Annotated in this window: 14 protein-coding genes; 3 read left to right on the plus strand and 11 right to left on the minus strand. The window is 35.7% G+C overall.

The window, feature by feature from the left end:
* Positions 1 to 72 precede the first annotated feature (72 nt).
* Together BTR34_RS02150 and BTR34_RS02155 are read left to right on the plus strand one after the other, a co-directional pair.
* On the plus strand, positions 73 to 1,197 hold the full coding sequence (locus BTR34_RS02150) for a glycoside hydrolase family 130 protein (RefSeq protein ID WP_068486704.1): 1,125 nt from the start codon (positions 73 to 75) through the stop codon (positions 1,195 to 1,197).
* 57 nt (positions 1,198 to 1,254) lie between these two features.
* Positions 1,255 to 3,039 carry an arylsulfatase gene (locus tag BTR34_RS02155; RefSeq protein ID WP_082960227.1) on the plus strand — a complete coding sequence of 595 codons (1,785 nt, stop codon included), beginning with the start codon at positions 1,255 to 1,257 and terminating at the stop codon, positions 3,037 to 3,039.
* Between the two features lie 3 nt (positions 3,040 to 3,042).
* Here BTR34_RS02155 and BTR34_RS02160 read toward each other — a convergent pair whose 3' ends face one another.
* From BTR34_RS02160 to BTR34_RS02180, 5 genes are all read right to left on the minus strand, one after another.
* Complete coding sequence (locus BTR34_RS02160; RefSeq protein WP_068486702.1) at positions 3,043 to 4,653, minus strand: sulfatase family protein; 1,611 nt, start codon at positions 4,651 to 4,653, stop codon at positions 3,043 to 3,045.
* Positions 4,654 to 4,726: 73 nt separating this feature from the next.
* Positions 4,727 to 5,548, minus strand: coding sequence for a sugar phosphate isomerase/epimerase family protein (locus BTR34_RS02165; RefSeq protein ID WP_068486700.1), 822 nt, complete (start codon positions 5,546 to 5,548; stop codon positions 4,727 to 4,729).
* A gap of 11 nt (positions 5,549 to 5,559) precedes the next feature.
* A complete protein-coding gene (locus tag BTR34_RS02170) occupies positions 5,560 to 6,282 on the minus strand; it encodes a gluconate 2-dehydrogenase subunit 3 family protein (protein WP_068486698.1) in 723 nt (240 codons plus the stop codon).
* Between the two features lie 3 nt (positions 6,283 to 6,285).
* On the minus strand, positions 6,286 to 8,007 hold the full coding sequence (locus BTR34_RS02175) for a GMC family oxidoreductase (RefSeq protein ID WP_068486696.1): 1,722 nt from the start codon (positions 8,005 to 8,007) through the stop codon (positions 6,286 to 6,288).
* Between the two features lie 105 nt (positions 8,008 to 8,112).
* Positions 8,113 to 9,516, minus strand: coding sequence for a sialate O-acetylesterase (locus tag BTR34_RS02180; protein ID WP_068486694.1), 1,404 nt, complete (start codon positions 9,514 to 9,516; stop codon positions 8,113 to 8,115).
* A gap of 144 nt (positions 9,517 to 9,660) precedes the next feature.
* Here BTR34_RS02180 and BTR34_RS02185 point away from each other — a divergent pair, with 144 nt between their 5' ends.
* Positions 9,661 to 11,034, plus strand: a complete 1,374-nt coding sequence (locus tag BTR34_RS02185; RefSeq protein ID WP_157483954.1) for a Gfo/Idh/MocA family protein — start codon at positions 9,661 to 9,663, stop codon at positions 11,032 to 11,034.
* A 1-nt stretch (position 11,035) separates the two neighbouring features.
* On the opposite strand, the gene BTR34_RS02190 is transcribed toward BTR34_RS02185, so the two are convergent.
* The 6 genes from BTR34_RS02190 to BTR34_RS02215 all read right to left on the minus strand — a co-directional run bounded on the left by BTR34_RS02190 (position 11,036) and on the right by BTR34_RS02215 (position 19,637).
* Positions 11,036 to 12,052 carry a LacI family DNA-binding transcriptional regulator gene (locus BTR34_RS02190; RefSeq protein WP_068486691.1) on the minus strand — a complete coding sequence of 339 codons (1,017 nt, stop codon included), beginning with the start codon at positions 12,050 to 12,052 and terminating at the stop codon, positions 11,036 to 11,038.
* A 158-nt stretch (positions 12,053 to 12,210) separates the two neighbouring features.
* On the minus strand, positions 12,211 to 13,527 hold the full coding sequence (gene xylA, locus BTR34_RS02195; RefSeq protein WP_068486689.1) for a xylose isomerase: 1,317 nt from the start codon (positions 13,525 to 13,527) through the stop codon (positions 12,211 to 12,213).
* A gap of 10 nt (positions 13,528 to 13,537) precedes the next feature.
* On the minus strand, positions 13,538 to 15,025 hold the full coding sequence (locus BTR34_RS02200; RefSeq protein WP_068486687.1) for a xylulokinase: 1,488 nt from the start codon (positions 15,023 to 15,025) through the stop codon (positions 13,538 to 13,540).
* Positions 15,026 to 15,260: 235 nt separating this feature from the next.
* Positions 15,261 to 15,902, minus strand: coding sequence for a response regulator transcription factor (locus BTR34_RS02205; RefSeq protein ID WP_068486722.1), 642 nt, complete (start codon positions 15,900 to 15,902; stop codon positions 15,261 to 15,263).
* A 631-nt stretch (positions 15,903 to 16,533) separates the two neighbouring features.
* Positions 16,534 to 18,345, minus strand: a complete 1,812-nt coding sequence (locus BTR34_RS02210; protein ID WP_068486685.1) for a PorP/SprF family type IX secretion system membrane protein — start codon at positions 18,343 to 18,345, stop codon at positions 16,534 to 16,536.
* Between the two features lie 65 nt (positions 18,346 to 18,410).
* Positions 18,411 to 19,637: a TolB family protein gene (locus BTR34_RS02215; protein WP_068486682.1), complete on the minus strand. Its 1,227-nt coding sequence runs from the start codon at positions 19,635 to 19,637 to the stop codon at positions 18,411 to 18,413.
* Between the last annotated feature and the right edge of the window lie 162 nt (positions 19,638 to 19,799).

Here is a 19,799-nt window from a genome sequence, read left to right on the forward strand (position 1 = left end):
GTGCTTTATCTTTAAAGTAGTTTCAGTATACAGGAAATCAAAAATAGTATCGAATCAATTCATCTTAAAACTATGAACAAAAACATATTTCTAATCTTGACTTTAGCAATTTTAGGTTTCTCTTGTAAGAATGATAAGAAGTCATCACAAATGTTTAAAGAAAAATCAGAATCTCCATGGCTCTTGGGTTTTCAGAAAACTGAGCTTAACCCCATAATGCAACCAGATTCAACATATACATTCTTAGATCCAATTTCTAAAAATGAAGTTCGTTGGCAAAAGGCTGATGTTTTTAATCCGGGAGCCATCGTAAAAAATGATACAGTATTTTTATTGTTTAGGGCAGAAGATAACCCTGATGCTATTTTAGGAGAAAGAACCTCACGCATTGGATTAGCTTATAGTACTGACGGAATAAACTTTACAAAATATCCAAAACCCGTACTTTTTCCTGATAACGATGAATTTGCAAAGTGGGATCAACCCGGTGGTATTGAAGACCCTAGAATTGTGGAAACACCCGAAGGCACTTACATTATGCTCTATACCAGTTGGAACAATGATGTTGCCAGACTTTCAAGTGCTACGTCTAAAGATTTAAAAAATTGGACAAAAAAAGGTCCGGTTTTTGAAAATGCCTATGAAGGAAAATATTTAAACGAATGGAGCAAATCTGGTTCAATTGTTACTGAATTGGTTGATGGGCGATTAATCGCTAAAAAAATAAACGACAAGTATCTCATGTATTGGGGCGAGCTATTCGTTAACCTTGCTACTTCGGAAAATGGTGTCGATTGGGAGCCGAGCTTAACTGAAAATGGCGATTTGCTTCATAGTTTTAAACCAACTTTAAATGAATTTGATAGCCATTTAACCGAGCCGGGGCCTCCCGCGCTTTATACAGATGCAGGTATACTTTTACTGTATAATGGAAAAAATTTAAGTGGAGATGGCGCTACTACTAAATACCCCGAAGGTACCTATTGTGGTGGTCAAGTTTTATTTGATAAAAATGACCCTACAAAAATGATAGAAAGAATGGAGGTACCTTTCATTTGCCCAAGCTTACCTCATGAAATTAGTGGACAATATAAAGCAGGAACTACCTTTATTCAAGGTCTTGTCTATTATAATGACAAATGGTTTTTGTATTATGGCACTGCCGATTCTATGGTAGGTTTGGCAATTAAAGAATAATTATTTAGGTTATAAACTCTTTCTAACCCCCAATAGAATTTAAGTATAAAATTATTTATGAAATCCCTAAAAATCACTGCTTGTCTTCTTTTATTATTCACGACATCTTGTGCAGAAAAGGTAAAAGAAAACAGTTCAAAATCTGAAATTAAAAAACCCAATGTAATTCTTTTTTTAGCCGATGATCAAGGCTGGGGAGATTTAAACAGCAGTGGTAATAGAAATTTAAACACACCAAATATAGATGCATTAAAAACCAACGGTGCATCGTTCAATAATTTCTATGTACAGCCAGTTTGTTCGCCTACTAGGGCAGAGATTTTAACGGGTAGATATTTTACCCGTACTGGCGTTTATGAAACTTCTTCTGGTGGTGAGCGCATAAATTTAAATGAAACCACCATAGCAGATATACTTAAAAAAGCAGGTTACCACACGGCAGCTTTTGGAAAATGGCACAATGGTATGCAACCGCCATATCACCCCAATAGTAGAGGGTTTGATGAGTACTACGGATTCGCATCTGGTCATTGGGGCAACTATTTTAGCCCTATGTTAGAGCATAATGGAACATTGGTAAAAGGTAACGGGTTTTTAGTTGATGACCTAACGGATAAAGGACTCGAGTTTATAGAAAATAACAAGACGGAACCCTTTTTCCTCTACTTACCTTACAATACTCCACATAGTCCAATGCAAGTTCCCGATGAGTTTTGGAATAAAATGAAGGACAAGTCTTTTGATTTCTTATCTGATGAGCACGTTAATGAAGACCTACAGTTTACCAAAGCGGCCTTGGCAATGGTCGAGAATATTGATTACAATGTTGGAAGAATTACAGACAAAGTTAAAAGTCTAAACCTTGAAGATGAAACAATAATCATTTACCTATCTGATAACGGACCTAATGCTTATCGTTGGAATGGTGGCATGAAAGGAAAAAAAGGAAATGTTGATGAAGGAGGCGTGCGTACTCCCTTTTACATACAATGGACCAACCACATTCAAAAAGGATTCATGATTGATGAAATTGCTAGTGGTATTGATATTTTACCCACCTTAACCGGACTATTATCCATACCCCTACGAACCAAAATGCCTATTGATGGAGAAGATTTAAGCCCCTTACTTTTAGGAGAAACTATTGAAAATAAAAATCGTTTCATCTATAACCATTGGAACGGTAAAACAAGTATACGAAGTCAAAATTTTAGACTAGATAATGAAAACAGACTATACGATATTACCAATGACAGAGCGCAATTAAAAGACATCGCCAGTTCTAATACCGACATAGTTAAAGTAATGCTTGAAGCTAAGAATAACTGGGAAATTGAAACTATTAATACCACAAAAGAGAATGATAATCGTGCTTTTACTTTAGGATACCCCAAAGCTATTTATACGCAATTACCGGCCAGAGATGGTGAAGCTCATGGTAATATTAAGCGGAGTAACCGCTGGCCAAACGATTCTTTTTTTACCAATTGGAAATCTGTCAATGATGCTATTACCTGGAATGTAGAAATACTGGAAGAAGGACGTTTTCAGGTTAAAATGTATTATACCTGCCCAGAAAAGGATTTAGGTGCAATTGTAGAACTAAGTTTTGAAACCAGCAAAATCGCCGCAAAAATAACCAAACCTTTTAACCCTCCCCTTGTGGGTAAAGAAGAAGATCGTGTACCCAGAATGGAATCCTATGTAAAGGAGTTTAAACCATTAAACTTAGGAGTAATGACTTTACCTAAAGGAAAAGGAACATTAACCCTTAAAGCAATAAAAGTGCCTAACGGCCAAGTTGGGGATTTTAGATTACTTCAATTTAAAAAGGTAGAATAGCTTTCAATCCCAAACCAACACCTCACTATCTTGATAGCCAATACGTTCTGCCTTTGCTTCAAAATGAGAATTTATGGGTAGTATTTCTGAATATATATTCCAGATAGAATCATTCAGTATACGCCATACTATGGTTGTATTGGGATTTGGATGTATTAATTCTAAACCCTTTTTTGTTTTGGTAACTTCAAGATTTTCTAGTTTTGGTTGTTTACCATGTACTAACCAATTATCAATTAATGTTCTCTCATTAATTTCACCAAGATCTTTAGTGTCCTTAATCAATTTTTCAAGTAATTCCCTAAAATGGTTCAGCGAATCTTTGTATAAGGTATTTAAAGCTAAATTGTGTAATTCTTCTGGATCATTTACTAAATCATAAAACTCCTCTTCCGGTTTGGTAGGCTGTATCCAAATTGATGAGAATTCGTCCAATTGATTTAAACTATCTAACTGACGTAATTCTTGCATCATACCCATTTGCTTTCTGTAGGCAACAGGCAAAGCTCTACTGATATCGGTATTATAATTCCTTATATATTTAAAACGGGTTGTCCTAACAGCTCGTAATCGGTCATATAATTCATCAAACCTATCAGACGTATGATAACTTATCTGTGGTTTTTTCTTATTCTCAAACTCCCCAAACTGCGCAATACCTTGCATAACTTTTGGTGGTTCTATACCTGCTAAAGAAAGCACCGTGGGGGCTAAATCTATAAAATTGAATAGTCTATCATCTGTACTACCTGCATTCTTATTTTTTGGGAATTTAATTACCATAGGAACTTTTATGCCTGTATCATATAAAGCTCTTTTATACCTTGGAAACGGACCGCCATGATCCCCATAAAAGAAAATATAGGTATCGTTGTACAATCCGTCATATTTCAATTGTTCTATTATTTTTCCTATTTGATTATCCAATCTTTTCAGGTTACTATAGTTTACTGCTAGATCATGCCGTACAGTTGGTGTATCTGGAAAATATGGCGGGACTTTTATATCTGCAGAATGTACAAAAAGTGAATCTCTACTTCTTGCCCATACTTGAGATTCATGACATACCGAAAAATTGAACACACTAAAAAAAGGTTGATTCACGGAACGATTTCTCCAATTGTGATCATTGCTTGAGTCATCCCATGCAGCATCCGTCTTTTCAAAATTATAATCTTCCTTTGGTCCGTTCGATGTGTAGTACCCTTTTTTCCTTAAATATTCCGTAAACATTTTTACTCCATCAGGAACTATTGGTGAATAACTAGGTATATTAATAGAAGGCTCATTTTCACCGTTTGCATAGGCATTATAGGTACGCATATTATGCGTGCCCAATGTTGATGGATACATACCTGTAATAATTGCACTGCGGGCAGGTGCACAAACCGCTACGGGAGAAACGGCATTTGTAAACACTACTCCGTCTGCAGATAAGGATTGTAGATAAGGAAGTGACTGTATAGAATCCCCATACATAGGAAACCAATCTGGAGATTGGTCTTCCGCCACCAACCAAACAATATTAGGCGCGGTTGATTCGGCAACCATTGTAGACTGATTTTGACACGAAATAAATACTGTAATTATTAGTAATGAAAGAAGATATTTCATACCATTAAATATAAAGAAAAAACCTCCTATTTAATTAAAAACAGGAGGTTTACTATTAAAGGTGGTTGTTGGTTTACTTTAAACTTTTTAAATACACTAAACTCTTTGGAACTTGTGTAACTACATTGGTAGACTCATCTTCTATAAACATATATTCTATACCTAATTTTTTGGCTTCAGCAACTACACCGGCAATATCTATTTGTCCTGTTCCTAACACAACATTGGTATCATCTTCTTCATGACCGGTATTGTTTCCTTCAATTCCCTTTTGCATATCCTTTAAATGTAGGAGCGTAAATTTCTTTGGATATTTTTTCATTAAAGCTAAAGGATCAGCACCACCATGTTGTGCCCAAAATACATCTAACTCAAAAGTAAAATCTGATGCATTTTGTGCCATATAGTCAAACAACGTACCATTTTTATATGGTCTAAACTCATATCCGTGAGGATGGTATGCTAAAACGAGTCCGTTCTTCTTTAAAATTTTCCCCGCTTTATTAAAAACTTCCGTGGCATGTTTAGTTTCTTCCAAATCCCATTTGTTATCATCATGCGGTACCCAGGCACACATGACATACTTAGCTCCAAAATCTTTGGCATTCTTAATAACTTTGACAACATCATTTTCCAAATCGTCAAACCCAGCACCTACACTTACGATTTCTAAGTCATAATCGTTCAGCAAGATTTTAAAATCTTCCAGTGGCATATCATAAGTATCCCCGCCTTCAATTTTAGTTATTCCCCATTCATTGATCAATCCTAAAGTGTTTGATACATCCACCTTAAATTGATTTCTAAGGCTATACAATTGCAAGCCTACTTCTTGAGCCTGAGTTAAAAGACCACTACCCAAAAGAATAGCGGAAATCATTATTTTTTTTATCATTATATTGTCTTTTACGTAAGTAAATTTCCTTCTTCATCCCATTCCGCCATAACATTACGCTGACTTTGGTCCACACATTTTGCTATCCACTCCGGGTCATAGGAAACACCGTGTTGGTCAAGTACATCTTGCGGTACACCGTCCCATACATTTGGTGAATTCCCTTTATATCCTAAATCTGCAATACCAACTTTAGAAGTATAGTAACCCGTAACGGTTAAGCCACGCATGGTATAGAAAAACTGAATTTCCAATGGTTGCTCACTTAACGGTTTTTCGGTATCATGCCAGCAAATTTCATCACAAATTTGTTTTTTCTGCTCTAAGGTAGCAGACTTAAATTCGGTACCAAATTCAGTATTACTTTTATGATCTAACCACATTAAGCCTCCTAAAAGTGTAGGAGCCATTTCTGGAATATCTTTACCCATAAATTCTACCAGTGCCGGAACTTCCGCCTCTATTGGACCACCATGTGGCTCTTTTGGAGGTAGTATCACCACACTTAAAGCTGCAATAGTTTCCATTTCATGCTCGTTAAACAATTGTTCAGCATTCAATTTCTCTATGCGCTCCAGTTCCGCCGGAGTTCTTCCAAAAAACTTGTCACTACTTGTTGCAATGGTTTCGTCTATTGATTCACCACTTTCAGTCTTACAGGAATTGAAGACCAGCCCAGTACCTGCGGCAGCACCACCGAGTATTAAAGTTTGTAAACTCTTTCTTCTATCCATCTTCTAAATATTTTGAGACTTTAGTTGTTCTATTATATAATCTGATGCTCTCCAAGAAAGGGCCATAATTGTCCAGGTACAGTTCTTATCCGCTTGTGATACAAAAACGCCAGCATCTACTATAAAGACATTATTAACATCGTGTAATTGCTGAAACTTGTTGGTCACGGATGTCTTAGGATCATCACCCATTCTAGTAGTTCCTACTTCATGAATAATTTCGCCTGGTTTATGCAAACCGTAATCTTTATCCTTACCTGGTTTTTCACCTAAATAATGACCACCCATGTTATGAATAATTTCCTCAAACGTATCTTGCATATGTTTTGCCTGATTCTTTTCATATTGCGACCATTTATAATTAAACTTTAAAACAGGAATACCAAATTGGTCTACTGTTGTTGGGTCTATTTCACAATAGTTATCAATATTCGCCAAACCTTCTCCACGACCTCCAAAACCTACTACCGAACCGTAGTATTTTTTGACATCATCTCGTAAGCTATCACCATACCCACCAGATTTTAATCCAAAGTATTTATTCATGGCATTAGGATCCCAACCAAATCCATAATTCGGTTGCCCCATACCTCCCCAAACCTCAATATGATAACCTCTTGGGAAATTTAGTTTGGAGTTATCGCCCCACCAAGGTGAGTATACGTGCATTCCACCAACACCATCTTCATTATACGAAGTTTTTCTATTCATTAAACCAGGAACAATTCCTGCCGCACTAGCTCCGGTAGAATCATGTAAATATCTACCTACAAGATTACTGCTATTTCCTAATCCGTTAGGGTGTTGCTTACTCTTAGAGTTTAAAAGTATACGTGCCGAACTACAAGCAGATGCAGCTAGTACAACTACTTTACCTCTCAGCTTATATTCTTTTCTATCTTCTTTGTTTATGTACGATACGCCTGTTGCTTTTCCTTCTTCGTTTGTGGTAATTTCACGTACCATGGCATTGACAAATAGTTTTACTTGCCCACCACTCTTTTGCGCAGGAAAAATTAAACAGCTACCTGCCGAGAAATCGGCATATATTTGACAAGATCTTCCACATTGCCCACAATAGAAACAAACACCACGATCCTCATTAATTCTTTTGGTCAACATTGAAAGTCTACCTGGAATAACGGGAATATTAGATTTCTTTGCTCCGTTGATATAAAATAACTCGTGTAATCTTGGTTTAGGCGGAGGAAGAAAGAATCCGTCGGGATCATTTTCCCTACCTTCATTTGTACCAAATACACCAATTAATTTATCTAATTTATCATAATATGGTTTTACATCTTCATATCCTATTGGCCAATCATCTCCATGGCCGTCACGTGTTTTTCCTTTAAAATCTTTAGGTCCAAAACGTAAAGAAATACGCCCCCAGTGATTGGTTCGCCCTCCTAACATTCTTGCACGCCACCATTTAAATTCAGTTCCTTCAGCATGGGTATATGGCTCGCCCTCTACTTCCCAATCTCCCCAAGACATATCCCATTCTCCAAATGCGCGAGTAGTGCCTGCACCTCTTCGTGGTGAATCGTACGGTTGTTTTAATTGTGTCATGGTTTTTGGGTCTGCTGGATCAAAAAACGGACCCGCTTCTACAACAGCTACATTTAAACCAGCATCTGCCAACTGCTTGGTAGCCATACCACCACCTGCTCCCGAACCTACGATGATAACATCAAAGATTTCTGAGGATTCTTTTATCTGCATAATTTGAAATTAATTATTGATTACAATTTAACTATTTATTAAAAAAAATACCTGTGTTTTTAGCTGAATAACCTTGGTTATTGGACGGGCGTAACTTTTTAAAGGTCATTCGTTCTCCAGCCTCTTTAATTTTCGCTCACTGGTAAAAGTGGAAGCAGGTAGCCCTGCTCCATTATACAAATTACCAATATCCGTACTTTTCCACGCATACCTTACATCTATAGGGTTTTGAACTTCCTTGGAGCTAACAAAAATGAAACCATTTTTTAGTTTGGCTTTAGCCGTAAACCATTTACCATCCGTATTAGAAATTTCGAAAAAAGAATTTTTTTTGTCTTTACTATACAATCCTTGGGCATGACTAAACGAAACTTTTATTTCATTACCTTCTTGCATAGCACTTTCAAACAAAGGACCATATACTTCTTGGTCTGGTAATAGGTTAAAATGCTGCTTTAGGGCAATATTCGCCAAACGTAAACCAACATCTTGTTTGTTTTGTGGGTGTATATCTTCTACGGTACTAATATCACTTGTCATTGCCATTCCTGTATTTTTAAGGGTTAATGTCCTACGTTGTTGATCACGAACAATACCACCTTCATTTGGTCTTCCATATTTAAATGGAGCTATTTGTACAAAATAAAATGGAAAATCATTATTCCATTTCTCCCTCCAAGAAGATATCATTTTCGTAAAAATCTGATGGTAAGTCTCCGCATTAGCGGTATTTGATTCTCCTTGATACCACAATACTCCTCCAATTTTAAAATTAGTCAACGGAGCTATCATTGCATTATAGAGCGTAGATTTTTCAATTGTTACCCATTGATTTGGTTCTATAAGTTCATGAGCTGTAACCAGTTCCGGATGTGTTTCAAAAACAGACGCTGGTGTCCAAACTTCTGCACAAGAAGCTCCCCATGACGAATCGATTAATCCAATAGGAATATTAAGCTCTTTTTGAACTTTTCTTGCAAAAAAATAGGCCACGGCACTAAAGTCTTGCATAGTTTCTGGAGTGCAAACTGCCCATGATCCTGCGACATCCTCTAGAGGGTAATTTGCTGTTCTTTTTGCTACAGTAAATAATCGGATATTGGGATAGTTTGCATTTTCAACTTCAAAATCTCGATTATCAATTTTACTATTTGCACTCCATTCCATATTGCTTTGTCCTGAGCAAAGCCAAACCTCACCAATCATCACATTCTTTAATACAATTTCATTATCACCTTTAAATCGTATTTCATATGGACCACCTGCTTTGGGTGTTGCAACTTTTATTTCCCATTTGGCATTATTACCAGCTTTTAGCTCCATTGTAGCATTATCCCAACTGGTAAACACAGTAATTTCCTCATTAGGGCGCGCCCAGCCATATAATAAAACTTCGGTTTCGCGCTGTAAAACCATTTCATCAGCAAATATATTTGGCAACGTAATTTCAGCCTTGGCAACTGTGGTTACAATAGTAGAGAACAGTAGTATTATAAAACGGAATTTCATAGAATTGTTACTATTTTTAATTTAAATATACCTAATTATGTATTACACTAACAAATTCATAAACAATCAACATTATTTTTAAAGTTATTGTTATATTGACTTATCAATTGCTCTTAAACCTAAACAATTAAAAATCAAATCGACATGTCTAATTCATCACCTCATATAAAACGAAGAAATTTTATTAAAACTGCTTCGGCATCTTTATTACTAACATCGTTTAGCACCTATGGATTTGAATTTTTTGCCGATGAAAAACCCAAAAAAGTGGGGTTAATAGGTACTGGGTGGTATGGCACAAGCGATCTAATGAGACTTATACAAGTGGCAAATGTTGAAGTTGTTTCTCTTTGTGATGTAGATTCTAATTATTTGAATAATACTGCAGATCTAGTAGCTCAACGTCAGAAAAATGGAAAAAAACCAAAATTGTTTTCGGACTATAGGGATATGTTGAAAAGTGACAATTTAGATATTGTAATTATTGGTACCCCAGACCATTGGCATGCCTTAATGTGTATAGATGCCTTAAAATCCGGGGCACATGTATATGTACAAAAACCTATTAGTGTAGATGTTATTGAAGGTGAGGCCATGGTTGCCGCTGCTGTCAAATATAACAGAACTGTACAAGTTGGTACCCAACGTAAGAGTACACCGCACTTAATTGATGTTAAAAAACAAATTATAGATACGGGTTTGCTTGGTACCATTGGCCATGTAGATATGGCTTGCTATTACCATATGCGTGCAAACGATAATCCTCCATTACAAGAAGTACCCGATTTTTTAGATTATGAAATGTGGACTGGCCCTGCTCCGATGAGAGCCTATGACGGTTTGCCCCATAGAAGATGGTGGCGAACTTTTAGGGAGTATGGAAACGGAATTACTGGAGATATGTGTGTACATATGCTGGATACAGTTAGATGGATGTTAGATTTAGGCTGGCCAAAGCGCATTAGCTCTGAAGGTGGAATTTTTGTACAGAAAGACGGTAAATCGAACATAGCGGACACACAATCTGCGGTCTTCGAGTATGACGGACTTAACTGTAACTGGCAGCATAGAACATGGGGCAACCCAGCAGATCCAAATTACCCCTGGTCCTTTAAAATTTACGGATCTAATGGTGTTTTAAAAGGGGATGTTATGAAGGCCGAATTTGTTCCCCTGAATGGTAAAGAACCTATACGTTTTGATGTGGTTTATGAACGTGAAAAATATCCTGAAGATGTAACCGAAAAAGACATAGAATTACATGCGGCCCCGGCCACAAGAAGACATATGATAGATTTTTTAAATGCTATAAAAGATGGAACCAAACCTGTTGCCGATATTGAAGAAGGACACATTTCCACAGCTAGTTGTATTTTAGCAAATTTGTCTATGGATTTAAAAAGACCCTTAATATATGACCCGCAAAGCAGAACGGTTTTAAACGACCCGGAAGCAACGGCGCTGTTAAAAAGGAGTTATCGAGGTGACTGGGAACACCCCACCCCAGAATCTGTGTAGATTATTGAAGTTTCTTAGTGGAATCTCTTACCAGTAAACTGGTTTTTACCGTTTTGGTTTCGTAGGGCTGTCCTGGTGATTTAATTCGGTTTATCAATAGCGTAGCTGTTTGTTCACCAATATACTTACCATGCTGACTAACCATAGTTAAAGAAGGCGTTACATATTTAGATAATTGACCATTGGTAAAACCAATAATTGATATATCGTTTGGCACATTATATCCTCTAGCCTTCACCACTTCTAAAACTTGTACTGCAATTAACTCATCTATTCCTATAATTCCTTCTATCGTTTTATAATTCAGCAAAAAGGACATTAATAAATCCAAATCATCCTTTACAGTAAGGTTAATAATTAATTTAGGGTCGAACTCAACTTCAAATTCTTCGAGTGCTTTTTTATACCCTAATATTCTTAATTTACCCACACTAGAACTTGCTATTGGGTTAACTACAGCTATATTTTTACAGCCAATATGTATTAAGTGTTTGGTTATTTTATAACCGGCTTCAAAATCATCAACAACAACTTTATCACATTGTACTGCATCGGAAACCCTATCAAAAAGCACTACAGGGATATCATTATTTATAATATCTATTAATGCCTCATGTTTATCCTCATTTTGACTTTCTTCTGCCAACGACATTATGACTCCGTCTACTGTACCAGCATCAAAAAATTCAAGTGTTTTGGTTTCTTTGGCACTAGATTCATTACTAATACAACTTATAATATTATAACCATTTTCATTGGCTACCTTTTCAATACCATATAAAACCTGAACAAAAAAATAGTTTAAAATATTAGGCACAACTACGCCAATGGTCTTGGTACTTTTATTCAACAAATTAAGTGCTAACCTGTTTGGCTTATAATGCTTTTCTTTTGCGTATGCCTGAATCTTTAACTTAAGGTCATTGCTGATTTCGTGACTATCATTTATCGCTTTAGAAACGGTAGAGATAGAAACACCAAAATGCCCTGCAATATCCTTTAAGGTTACTTTTTTCATAATTTATACTGCAAAAGAACAGATTTAAATTGACATTTAAATTATTCGTAAAAAGCAATATGTCCCTAAGGTAAGACCTAGGGACATATTGATTCCTATTTAATAAATGCTAATACCTAAAAAGCTACTGCGTTATGACGCTTAAAAGGCTAAAAGATTTATATGTATTGATTGATGATGTTCTCAAACAATTCTTGCTTACCACTCTGTAATTCCAACTCACCATTTTCTTTAGCGATATTGTAAAGGTCTTTCATATCTAACTTACCGTTTTCAAAATCTTTTCCTTTACCAGAATCAAAAGAACTGTATCTGCTTTCACGTAACTTATTATACGAAGATGATTCCATAATTTTATCTGCAGTGATCAATGCCCTTGCAAATGTATCTGCACCACCAATATGCGCGTGGAACACATCCTCTAAATCCGTACTATTTCTTCTTATTTTAGCGTCAAAATTCACTCCGCCTCCTTGTAATCCGCCAGCAGCCAAGAAAACTAACATGGCTTCTGTAGTTTCTTGAATGTTGTTAGGGAACTGATCGGTATCCCAACCGTTTTGGTAATCCCCACGGTTTGCATCCATACTGCCCAACATACCTGCTTTTGCCGCTACAGCAATTTCATGCTGAAAAGTATGTTGTGCCAATGTTGCGTGGTTCACCTCTATATTCATTTTAAAATCGTTCTCTAAACCGTATTCTTTTAAGAACCCAATTGCTGTAGCGCAATCAAAATCGTACTGATGTTTCATTGGCTCCATTGGTTTAGGCTCTATAAAGAAGTTTCCTTTAAACCCTTGGCTACGTGCATAATCTCTAGCCATAGTCAAAAACTGACCCATGTGATCTACCTCGCGACCTAAATCGGTATTCAATAAAGACATATACCCTTCTCTACCTCCCCAGAAAACATAGTTTTCACCACCTAGGGCAATAGTGGCATCCAACGCCAATTTAATTTGACCACCTGCTCTTGCCAATACATTAAAATCTGGATTAGTAGAAGCACCGTTCATGTATCTTGGGTTTGAGAAACAGTTAGCCGTACCCCAAAGTAATTTCTTACCAGATTCTTTTTGCTTCTCTTTTAAGTAATCTGTAATCGTTGCCAATCTTTTTTCAGATTCTGCAAAGGTTGGTGCTTCTTGAATTAAATCGAAATCATGAAAACAGTAGTAGTCAAACCCTATTTTATCGAAAAACTCAAAAGCAGCATCTGCCTTATCTTTTGCCGCTTGTACGGCATCAGATGATTTATCCCATTCAAAACTCTGTGTTCCTGGACCAAATGGATCTGAACCTTGTCCACAGAAGGTATGCCAGTATGCCGTTGAAAACTTAAAGTGCTCCTTCATGGTTTTACCCGCAACAACTTGATCTGGATTGTAGTATTTAAAAGCTAGCGGATTATCAGATTCTTTGCCCTCAAATTTAATTTTGTCTATTCCTTTAAAATATTCCTTGTTTGCCATTATGTTGAATTTATAAGTTGTTCAATATCAATTCTAATTCTTTTTTCCAAGTTGCATAAGCTTCTTGGTATGCTGTTTTATCTTTCTTCGGACTAAAAGTCATTACGTAATCATTATCTAAAATTGCCTTACCGAAAGCTTCGAAATCTCCTTTATGTAGATTGGCTGCCCTTGCTGCACCTATAGCTCCAGTAGTATTATAAATTTCAATATCGTAACCTATTAATGTTGCCACAGTGTTAGAGAAAATTTCTGAACGAAACAGGTTATCGTTACCGGCACGCATAACATTCACTTTTATTCCATCGGACTCCATAATTTCCATTCCGTATACAAAAGAAAAAGCAATACCTTCTAATGCTGCGCGACACATATGCCCCTTACCATGATTATTTAAGCTAAGGTTTACAATTCTTGTACCCACTTCTTTACTCTGCAACATTCTTTCGGCTCCGTTTCCAAACGGAATCATTGTTACTCCTTCCGAACCAACTTGAACCTCATCTGCCAATGTATTCATTTCATCATAAGAAGCGACGTCTAAGTTATTTAACAACCATCTGTATTGAATCCCTGCTCCATTAATACAAAGCAGCTTACCAATTCTAGCTGGCTTTCCTGGCGAATAATTTACATGTGCAAAGTTATTTACACGTGAGCTTTCTTTTACCGAAAGGTTATTGGTTACGGCATAAACCACACCAGATGTACCACCGGTTGCCGCTACCTCACCAGGATTAAAAACATTTAGAGTCAATGCATTATTTGGCTGATCTCCTGCCCTATATAGTATTGGCGTATCTATGGAAAGTCCGCTTTCGGCCGCACCTTTTTCATTTACCTTAGATTGTACTGAAAACGTATCTACAATATCTGGAATCATTTCTTTTTCCAATCCATAATGTTCCAAAACCAAATTGGCTATGCTATCTTTTTTAAAATCCCATAAAATACCCTCTGATAAACCTGATACCGTAGTGTTCACTACACCAGATAATTTAAAGGCAATATAATCCCCTGGAAGCATCATTTTATAAATCTTCGCGTAGATTTCAGGCTCATTTTCTTTCACCCATTTTAGCTTAGATGCCGTAAAGTTCGATGGTGAATTCAGTAGATGGGTATCACAGGTTTGTGCACCTATTTCTTCATAGGCTGTTTGACCGATGCCCACTGCCCTACTGTCGCACCAAATGATAGATTTTCTTAAAGGTTTCCCTTCTTTATCAATAAGTACTAGACCGTGCATTTGATAAGATATACCTATACCGGATATATCTTTCTTATTAATATTTTCCCGTACACATAACTTCTCGATACCACTACAAACGTAGTTCCACCAATCTTCGGGACTTTGTTCTGCCCAGCCATTTTTCAAAGCCTCCATTGACATTTCAGTCTCTGGTTCTGTAACTACCCCAACACTTTTTCCTGTTAAAGCATTTACCAAAGCGATCTTTATAGATGAACTTCCGATATCTAATCCTAAATGGTACATAAATAGTATAAATTGGTTTGCTGTAATAAGTTAAACCAAAAATACTTACAAAGTGTTTTAATCTACATTCACTCAACGAAAATTTATAGTAAACGGAATATTACAAAACAACCCATTTTAACTAATCAATATTTAAATAACTGATTATTAAATATTTAACTTACTTTTTATTTATATATATTTTTCGAAAAGGTTTTCGTAATACCTTTAAATTCATAAGTTTAAAAATGTTAATTTAATACTCCTCTAATTGATTTTGAAGCTGCTCTAATTTCGAAAGTGCCTCTGATTTGGAATTTACATCTAATTTTAAATAGATATTCTGAATATGAAAATTAACGGCGCTGGGTGTTACAAATAACTTTTGAGCAATCATTTTATAAGTGGCACCTTGGCATAAAAAATCAACAATTTGATTCTCCCGTTCTGAGAAAAAATCAAAGGTCTTTTTATGGAAATTAGTAATAATCTTTTTCACAATATCATTGCTCATTGCAGCACCATCCTTCTCCATACTACGTAATGCATAATCCAATTTATCTAATGTCAGCGGTTTGGTTAAATAGCCATTTGCCCCTTTTTTAAAAGAGTTTTTAATAACATCAAAATCATTTATTTCACTGAACATAATAACCTTTACGCCCCAATCTTTCTTTCTAAATAACCTTATTGAATCTATGCCATTCATATCTTTTAATTCAATTTCTGAAAGAACAATATTGGGTTTGCTATATTTAAAATCCTTAAGTGCTTCATATGCGGTTGTATAACTGCCCACAAGCTCATATCCTTCTAAGTCCTCAAAATGATTTTTATAAACCGAATGTAATGATTTGTCTTTTTCCAATACTATAATGCGAATGCGTGAATTGTTCATAATTTCCATAGTTTTGCCAATACTACTCCAATAATGGAACAATATTAGACGTTAGTTATACCTTTTTTTAGAACTGAAAATAGCCCTCTAACAACTAAACTGTGGACAGTATTTTATAAGCCTATAGTGTATACTATAAGTACATGTGTACAAGTAAAAAAATGGAATTTCTTATAAATTCTACGTCCTAATTTAGTTACAAATATAAATCACTAAGCTATAGTTGCCAATGATGTAAATTTGGGTTATTAAGGCATTCGTAAAACTTTGGAATAATGAGGTTTCTTCTTACTCTAAAACTAGAATTGAAACAAAAATTTAGTAGGTAAAAATTTGTCATAATAGTGGGGGGATTTTGGGTTAAACATTTATTTAAAATCAACTTGGTGCAAGAAATATATATATTAATGCAATAAAGCCGATAAAAACATCAGATTTTTCGTTCAAATACAGCTTTTTATTAAAATATTGCGTAGTTCATCGATTGTTAACCTTATGTTAATTACCAGGAATTTATTTAAAAAAAACAAAAAAAAGGAGGGGACCAAGTTATCCCCCCGGACAACACCCCTCCTTTATTGACAATTCAAATCAACCATAAAATCATAGATCGTGACAGATTTTTACATCATTATTCTCTACTTATATCATCATCTTCAAAAGTATTGGATGCTGTTGCTGTAGTTTCGTTTACCTGCATAATCCATTTCTCTTGATTGTATTTTCCATTTAAATCTGTACTTGCTGCCATTTGTGCATCATTCTTATAATCATAGTCTGCCAAGTACACATAATACAGACCGTTTTCTTTATTGTAGAATTGTTTTGGGTCTAACCCTTTTTCTTTAAGCTCTTTCATAAATGCATTCATATATTTAGTTTGGCTATATACATTTGCAATTACATAATAACCAGAGTTCATGTTTATAACATCTGAATCTACCAACATCTTTACAGGCATTTGTTTAAAGTTATCTCTTGTAGATGGTAATTCTTTAAAATTCGCCCTTCTTGAAGAAGTTGTAGTTGTTACTGCTTTTGACGCTGATGCCGTTGCAAATGCATCTACTGGTTCTGTTATAAAGTCCATTGCATCATCTTTATCTACTGGTTCTGTTATAAAGTCCATTGCATCATCTTTTAAATCATTAGATGCATAAGCGGTATTCTCTTCTACACTAAAGTCTTGTAAAGAGCTCTTGATCGTTGTATCGATATCATTACGTAACATTCTTACAATTAATTCAAATCGTTCTTCAAATGCAGCTATTCTTTCAGTTTCTATTGAATCTTGACGTAGGATCAATTCATCTAAAATAATTTTATTCTCATAGGCTAAACTACTTTCTAATGATGAAGCGGCATTTGTTGTTGCTTCTTGTCTTTTACGACCCGACTTTCTAGCGCTATCACGTTCTTCAATTAAGTGTGCTATCTGTTCTTCATAGTTACGTACAATGTTATCTATTTGATTATCAGAAGAATTATCTGCAACTGAGATAGCCAAATCATCATCTTTAAACTTATATGCCAAGGTTATTTCATGATTCCATCCTAGGTTTGCTTCATCATTTGATAAGTCTTTCTCCATTAAATATCCCAAAGACATTTTCTCGCTTAAATTAAAACCTACACCAGCTGCTACTCCGTATTCTTCATCTACCGTAGTTTGTAACCATCCGTAGTTTGGTAGGTCTAATAATAGAGAACCAAAGTAATATAGGCTACCATCTAAGTTTTGCCCTATTTGTGCCATTGGCATTAACCGAGCATTTTCAAAAAGACCTCTTGAATGCTCAAATGAATGGGTATACTGTACCGACGCCTTTACACTCTTGGTAGATAGATCGGTTAAAAATTCGTTCGTTGTTTGATTGTATTTTAATAGGTCTTCTGCATACAAACCGAAATCAAAGCTCCCTAAAGATAGGTTGATACCAGGTTGTACGGCAATTTTACTTTCTTTTCTTGCATCTGCAATTTCTGGATCATCTTCACTGACAACAATTCTATTCTTATCCAAACCTTGATTAAAGTAAGTAACGTTGGTACCAAATGTTAACACAGATTTCTCTCCTAACCTTACTGCAGATGCGTAGTTGGCATTGAATCCAAATTCTTGAACCACACCAGACCATTGACTGTAAACCCCTATACCAACAGCGGTATGGTCATTTAATTTATTGCTGAAACCTAAAAAATAGTTTTGACTATTATCATCGAAGGTTGCATATTGATTTCTATGTAGAATATTTAAATATGATTTGTTCTCACGTACCAAAGAGAACGTTGGGTTTATAAAAAACCTATTAAAGAATAACTGATTGTGGTAGGTACTACTTGATCCTAAGTTTGCATTGGTTTCTTGACCTTTTATTGTTTGGACAAGAGCCAATAAGAATAAAGCAATAAGGAAACTATTGATTTTATACGGACTTTCCATAACGATTGATTTTTACGATTAAAATTGATATTGTCTATGAATTGGGGGAATCGAATAATGGGTGGTTATTCATCTTCAAATACAGAACTAGAATACTGTGTTCGCTTATCTGAGTTAAAGGCTTCTAAAAAGCGGTCATCCCTATTCTTTTCATTTATGGGTTTATCGCTTAAATTGAAAGCTACATTTTGGGCTCTTTTGCCTTTTGCAATTCTATTTGATACGACATAGCCCGAACCATCGCCCTGTAAAAGATTTACCGAGTACTCATCATAAGAACTGTTAATGGTATTGCCCATATTCACCGCAAGACCAACACTACGCTGACCAAGCTCAACCATATAGACATCTAAGCCGCCGTAACCTTCTCTACCGTCCGATGCGAAAACCAAGCTACCATTCGAAATAGGATTTGGGTGCACATCATTCTTTGCCGTGTTTACTTTTTCACCTAAGTTCTTGGCCTCACCTAACATTCCGTTATTTTGAATAGTGGCAACATATATATCATATTCACCAAACGTACCTGGCATGTTCGATGCAAAAAACAATCGCCTGCCATCTGGCGAAACTGCCGGGTGCTTAGCAGAAAAATCACTTGGACATACCATGAGTTCCGTAAGTTTTTTCCACTCGCCACCAACTTTATCGGCTTTATAAATCTTGTGTATCTCCTTCTTTTTAGAGAACATTCCGGTAACTGGCTTACGATATGTTGTTTTACTATAGTAAGCTGTATTACCACCATTAGTTAATGCTACTGGTGGTGCATACTCACCAGTAGAATTGGGCTCACTAAGACTATTTGATGCAAAATTTTCTTTTGTATCTTGTTTGTCCCATGGTAAAAACTTGCTTCTGTTATTAGATGTTAGTTTTGATGGTATGACAGTTTGTGTCATTTTATAATCATCTTGTACTAATTCTGTCCAATTCTCATCCGCAATTTCGTTCTGAACTTCTTTACCTAATTGCGAAACGGCATGGTCAAATCTTTTTTGGTAGCTTTTCTTTAATGTCCCATCTTCAGAAATTTCCATAAGCTTCCCATACCAGTATAATGCATTTGCATATTTTTTAGTCAGGAAATTGGCATTACCTAAATCTTCAAAGATTTCTACGTCAGTAAAACCAAGTGTCTTAAGTTTATTGTAATTTTCTGCACGGCTGGATAATTCAGAAATCTTTCTTTCATTAAAACTTGCAGAATTTTCATTGTAGGCCAAATCTTGGCCATAGCCCATGGTCGCCATGCAAGCAAGCAAAAGGCTTATTTTAATTGAATTGTTCATGTTACTAGATTTTGGGGATTAATACTCCAAAGGTCTAGCAACTCATTTAATTGATTATTAATAAAAATTCATAGGTTTTTTAAAAATTCGTAAACCATTAAATTAAAAATAATACGCAATACAATGAATTACAGCACTATAAATAGCTATTTATAGTGCTAA

The sequence above is a fragment of the Maribacter hydrothermalis genome (assembly GCF_001913155.1).
GTDB classification, from domain to species: domain Bacteria; phylum Bacteroidota; class Bacteroidia; order Flavobacteriales; family Flavobacteriaceae; genus Maribacter; species Maribacter hydrothermalis.

Coding starts and splice junctions, on each gene's coding strand:
- BTR34_RS02150 (WP_068486704.1), top strand. CDS start 73: ATGAACAAAAACATATTTCTAATCTTGACTTTAGCAATTTTAGGTTTC.
- BTR34_RS02155 (WP_082960227.1), top strand. CDS start 1,255: ATGAAATCCCTAAAAATCACTGCTTGTCTTCTTTTATTATTCACGACA.
- BTR34_RS02160 (WP_068486702.1), bottom strand. CDS start 4,653: ATGAAATATCTTCTTTCATTACTAATAATTACAGTATTTATTTCGTGT.
- BTR34_RS02165 (WP_068486700.1), bottom strand. CDS start 5,548: ATGATAAAAAAAATAATGATTTCCGCTATTCTTTTGGGTAGTGGTCTT.
- BTR34_RS02170 (WP_068486698.1), bottom strand. CDS start 6,282: ATGGATAGAAGAAAGAGTTTACAAACTTTAATACTCGGTGGTGCTGCC.
- BTR34_RS02175 (WP_068486696.1), bottom strand. CDS start 8,007: ATGCAGATAAAAGAATCCTCAGAAATCTTTGATGTTATCATCGTAGGT.
- BTR34_RS02180 (WP_068486694.1), bottom strand. CDS start 9,516: ATGAAATTCCGTTTTATAATACTACTGTTCTCTACTATTGTAACCACA.
- BTR34_RS02185 (WP_157483954.1), top strand. CDS start 9,661: ATGTCTAATTCATCACCTCATATAAAACGAAGAAATTTTATTAAAACT.
- BTR34_RS02190 (WP_068486691.1), bottom strand. CDS start 12,052: ATGAAAAAAGTAACCTTAAAGGATATTGCAGGGCATTTTGGTGTTTCT.
- xylA (WP_068486689.1), bottom strand. CDS start 13,527: ATGGCAAACAAGGAATATTTTAAAGGAATAGACAAAATTAAATTTGAG.
- BTR34_RS02200 (WP_068486687.1), bottom strand. CDS start 15,025: ATGTACCATTTAGGATTAGATATCGGAAGTTCATCTATAAAGATCGCT.
- BTR34_RS02205 (WP_068486722.1), bottom strand. CDS start 15,902: ATGAACAATTCACGCATTCGCATTATAGTATTGGAAAAAGACAAATCA.
- BTR34_RS02210 (WP_068486685.1), bottom strand. CDS start 18,345: ATGGAAAGTCCGTATAAAATCAATAGTTTCCTTATTGCTTTATTCTTA.
- BTR34_RS02215 (WP_068486682.1), bottom strand. CDS start 19,637: ATGAACAATTCAATTAAAATAAGCCTTTTGCTTGCTTGCATGGCGACC.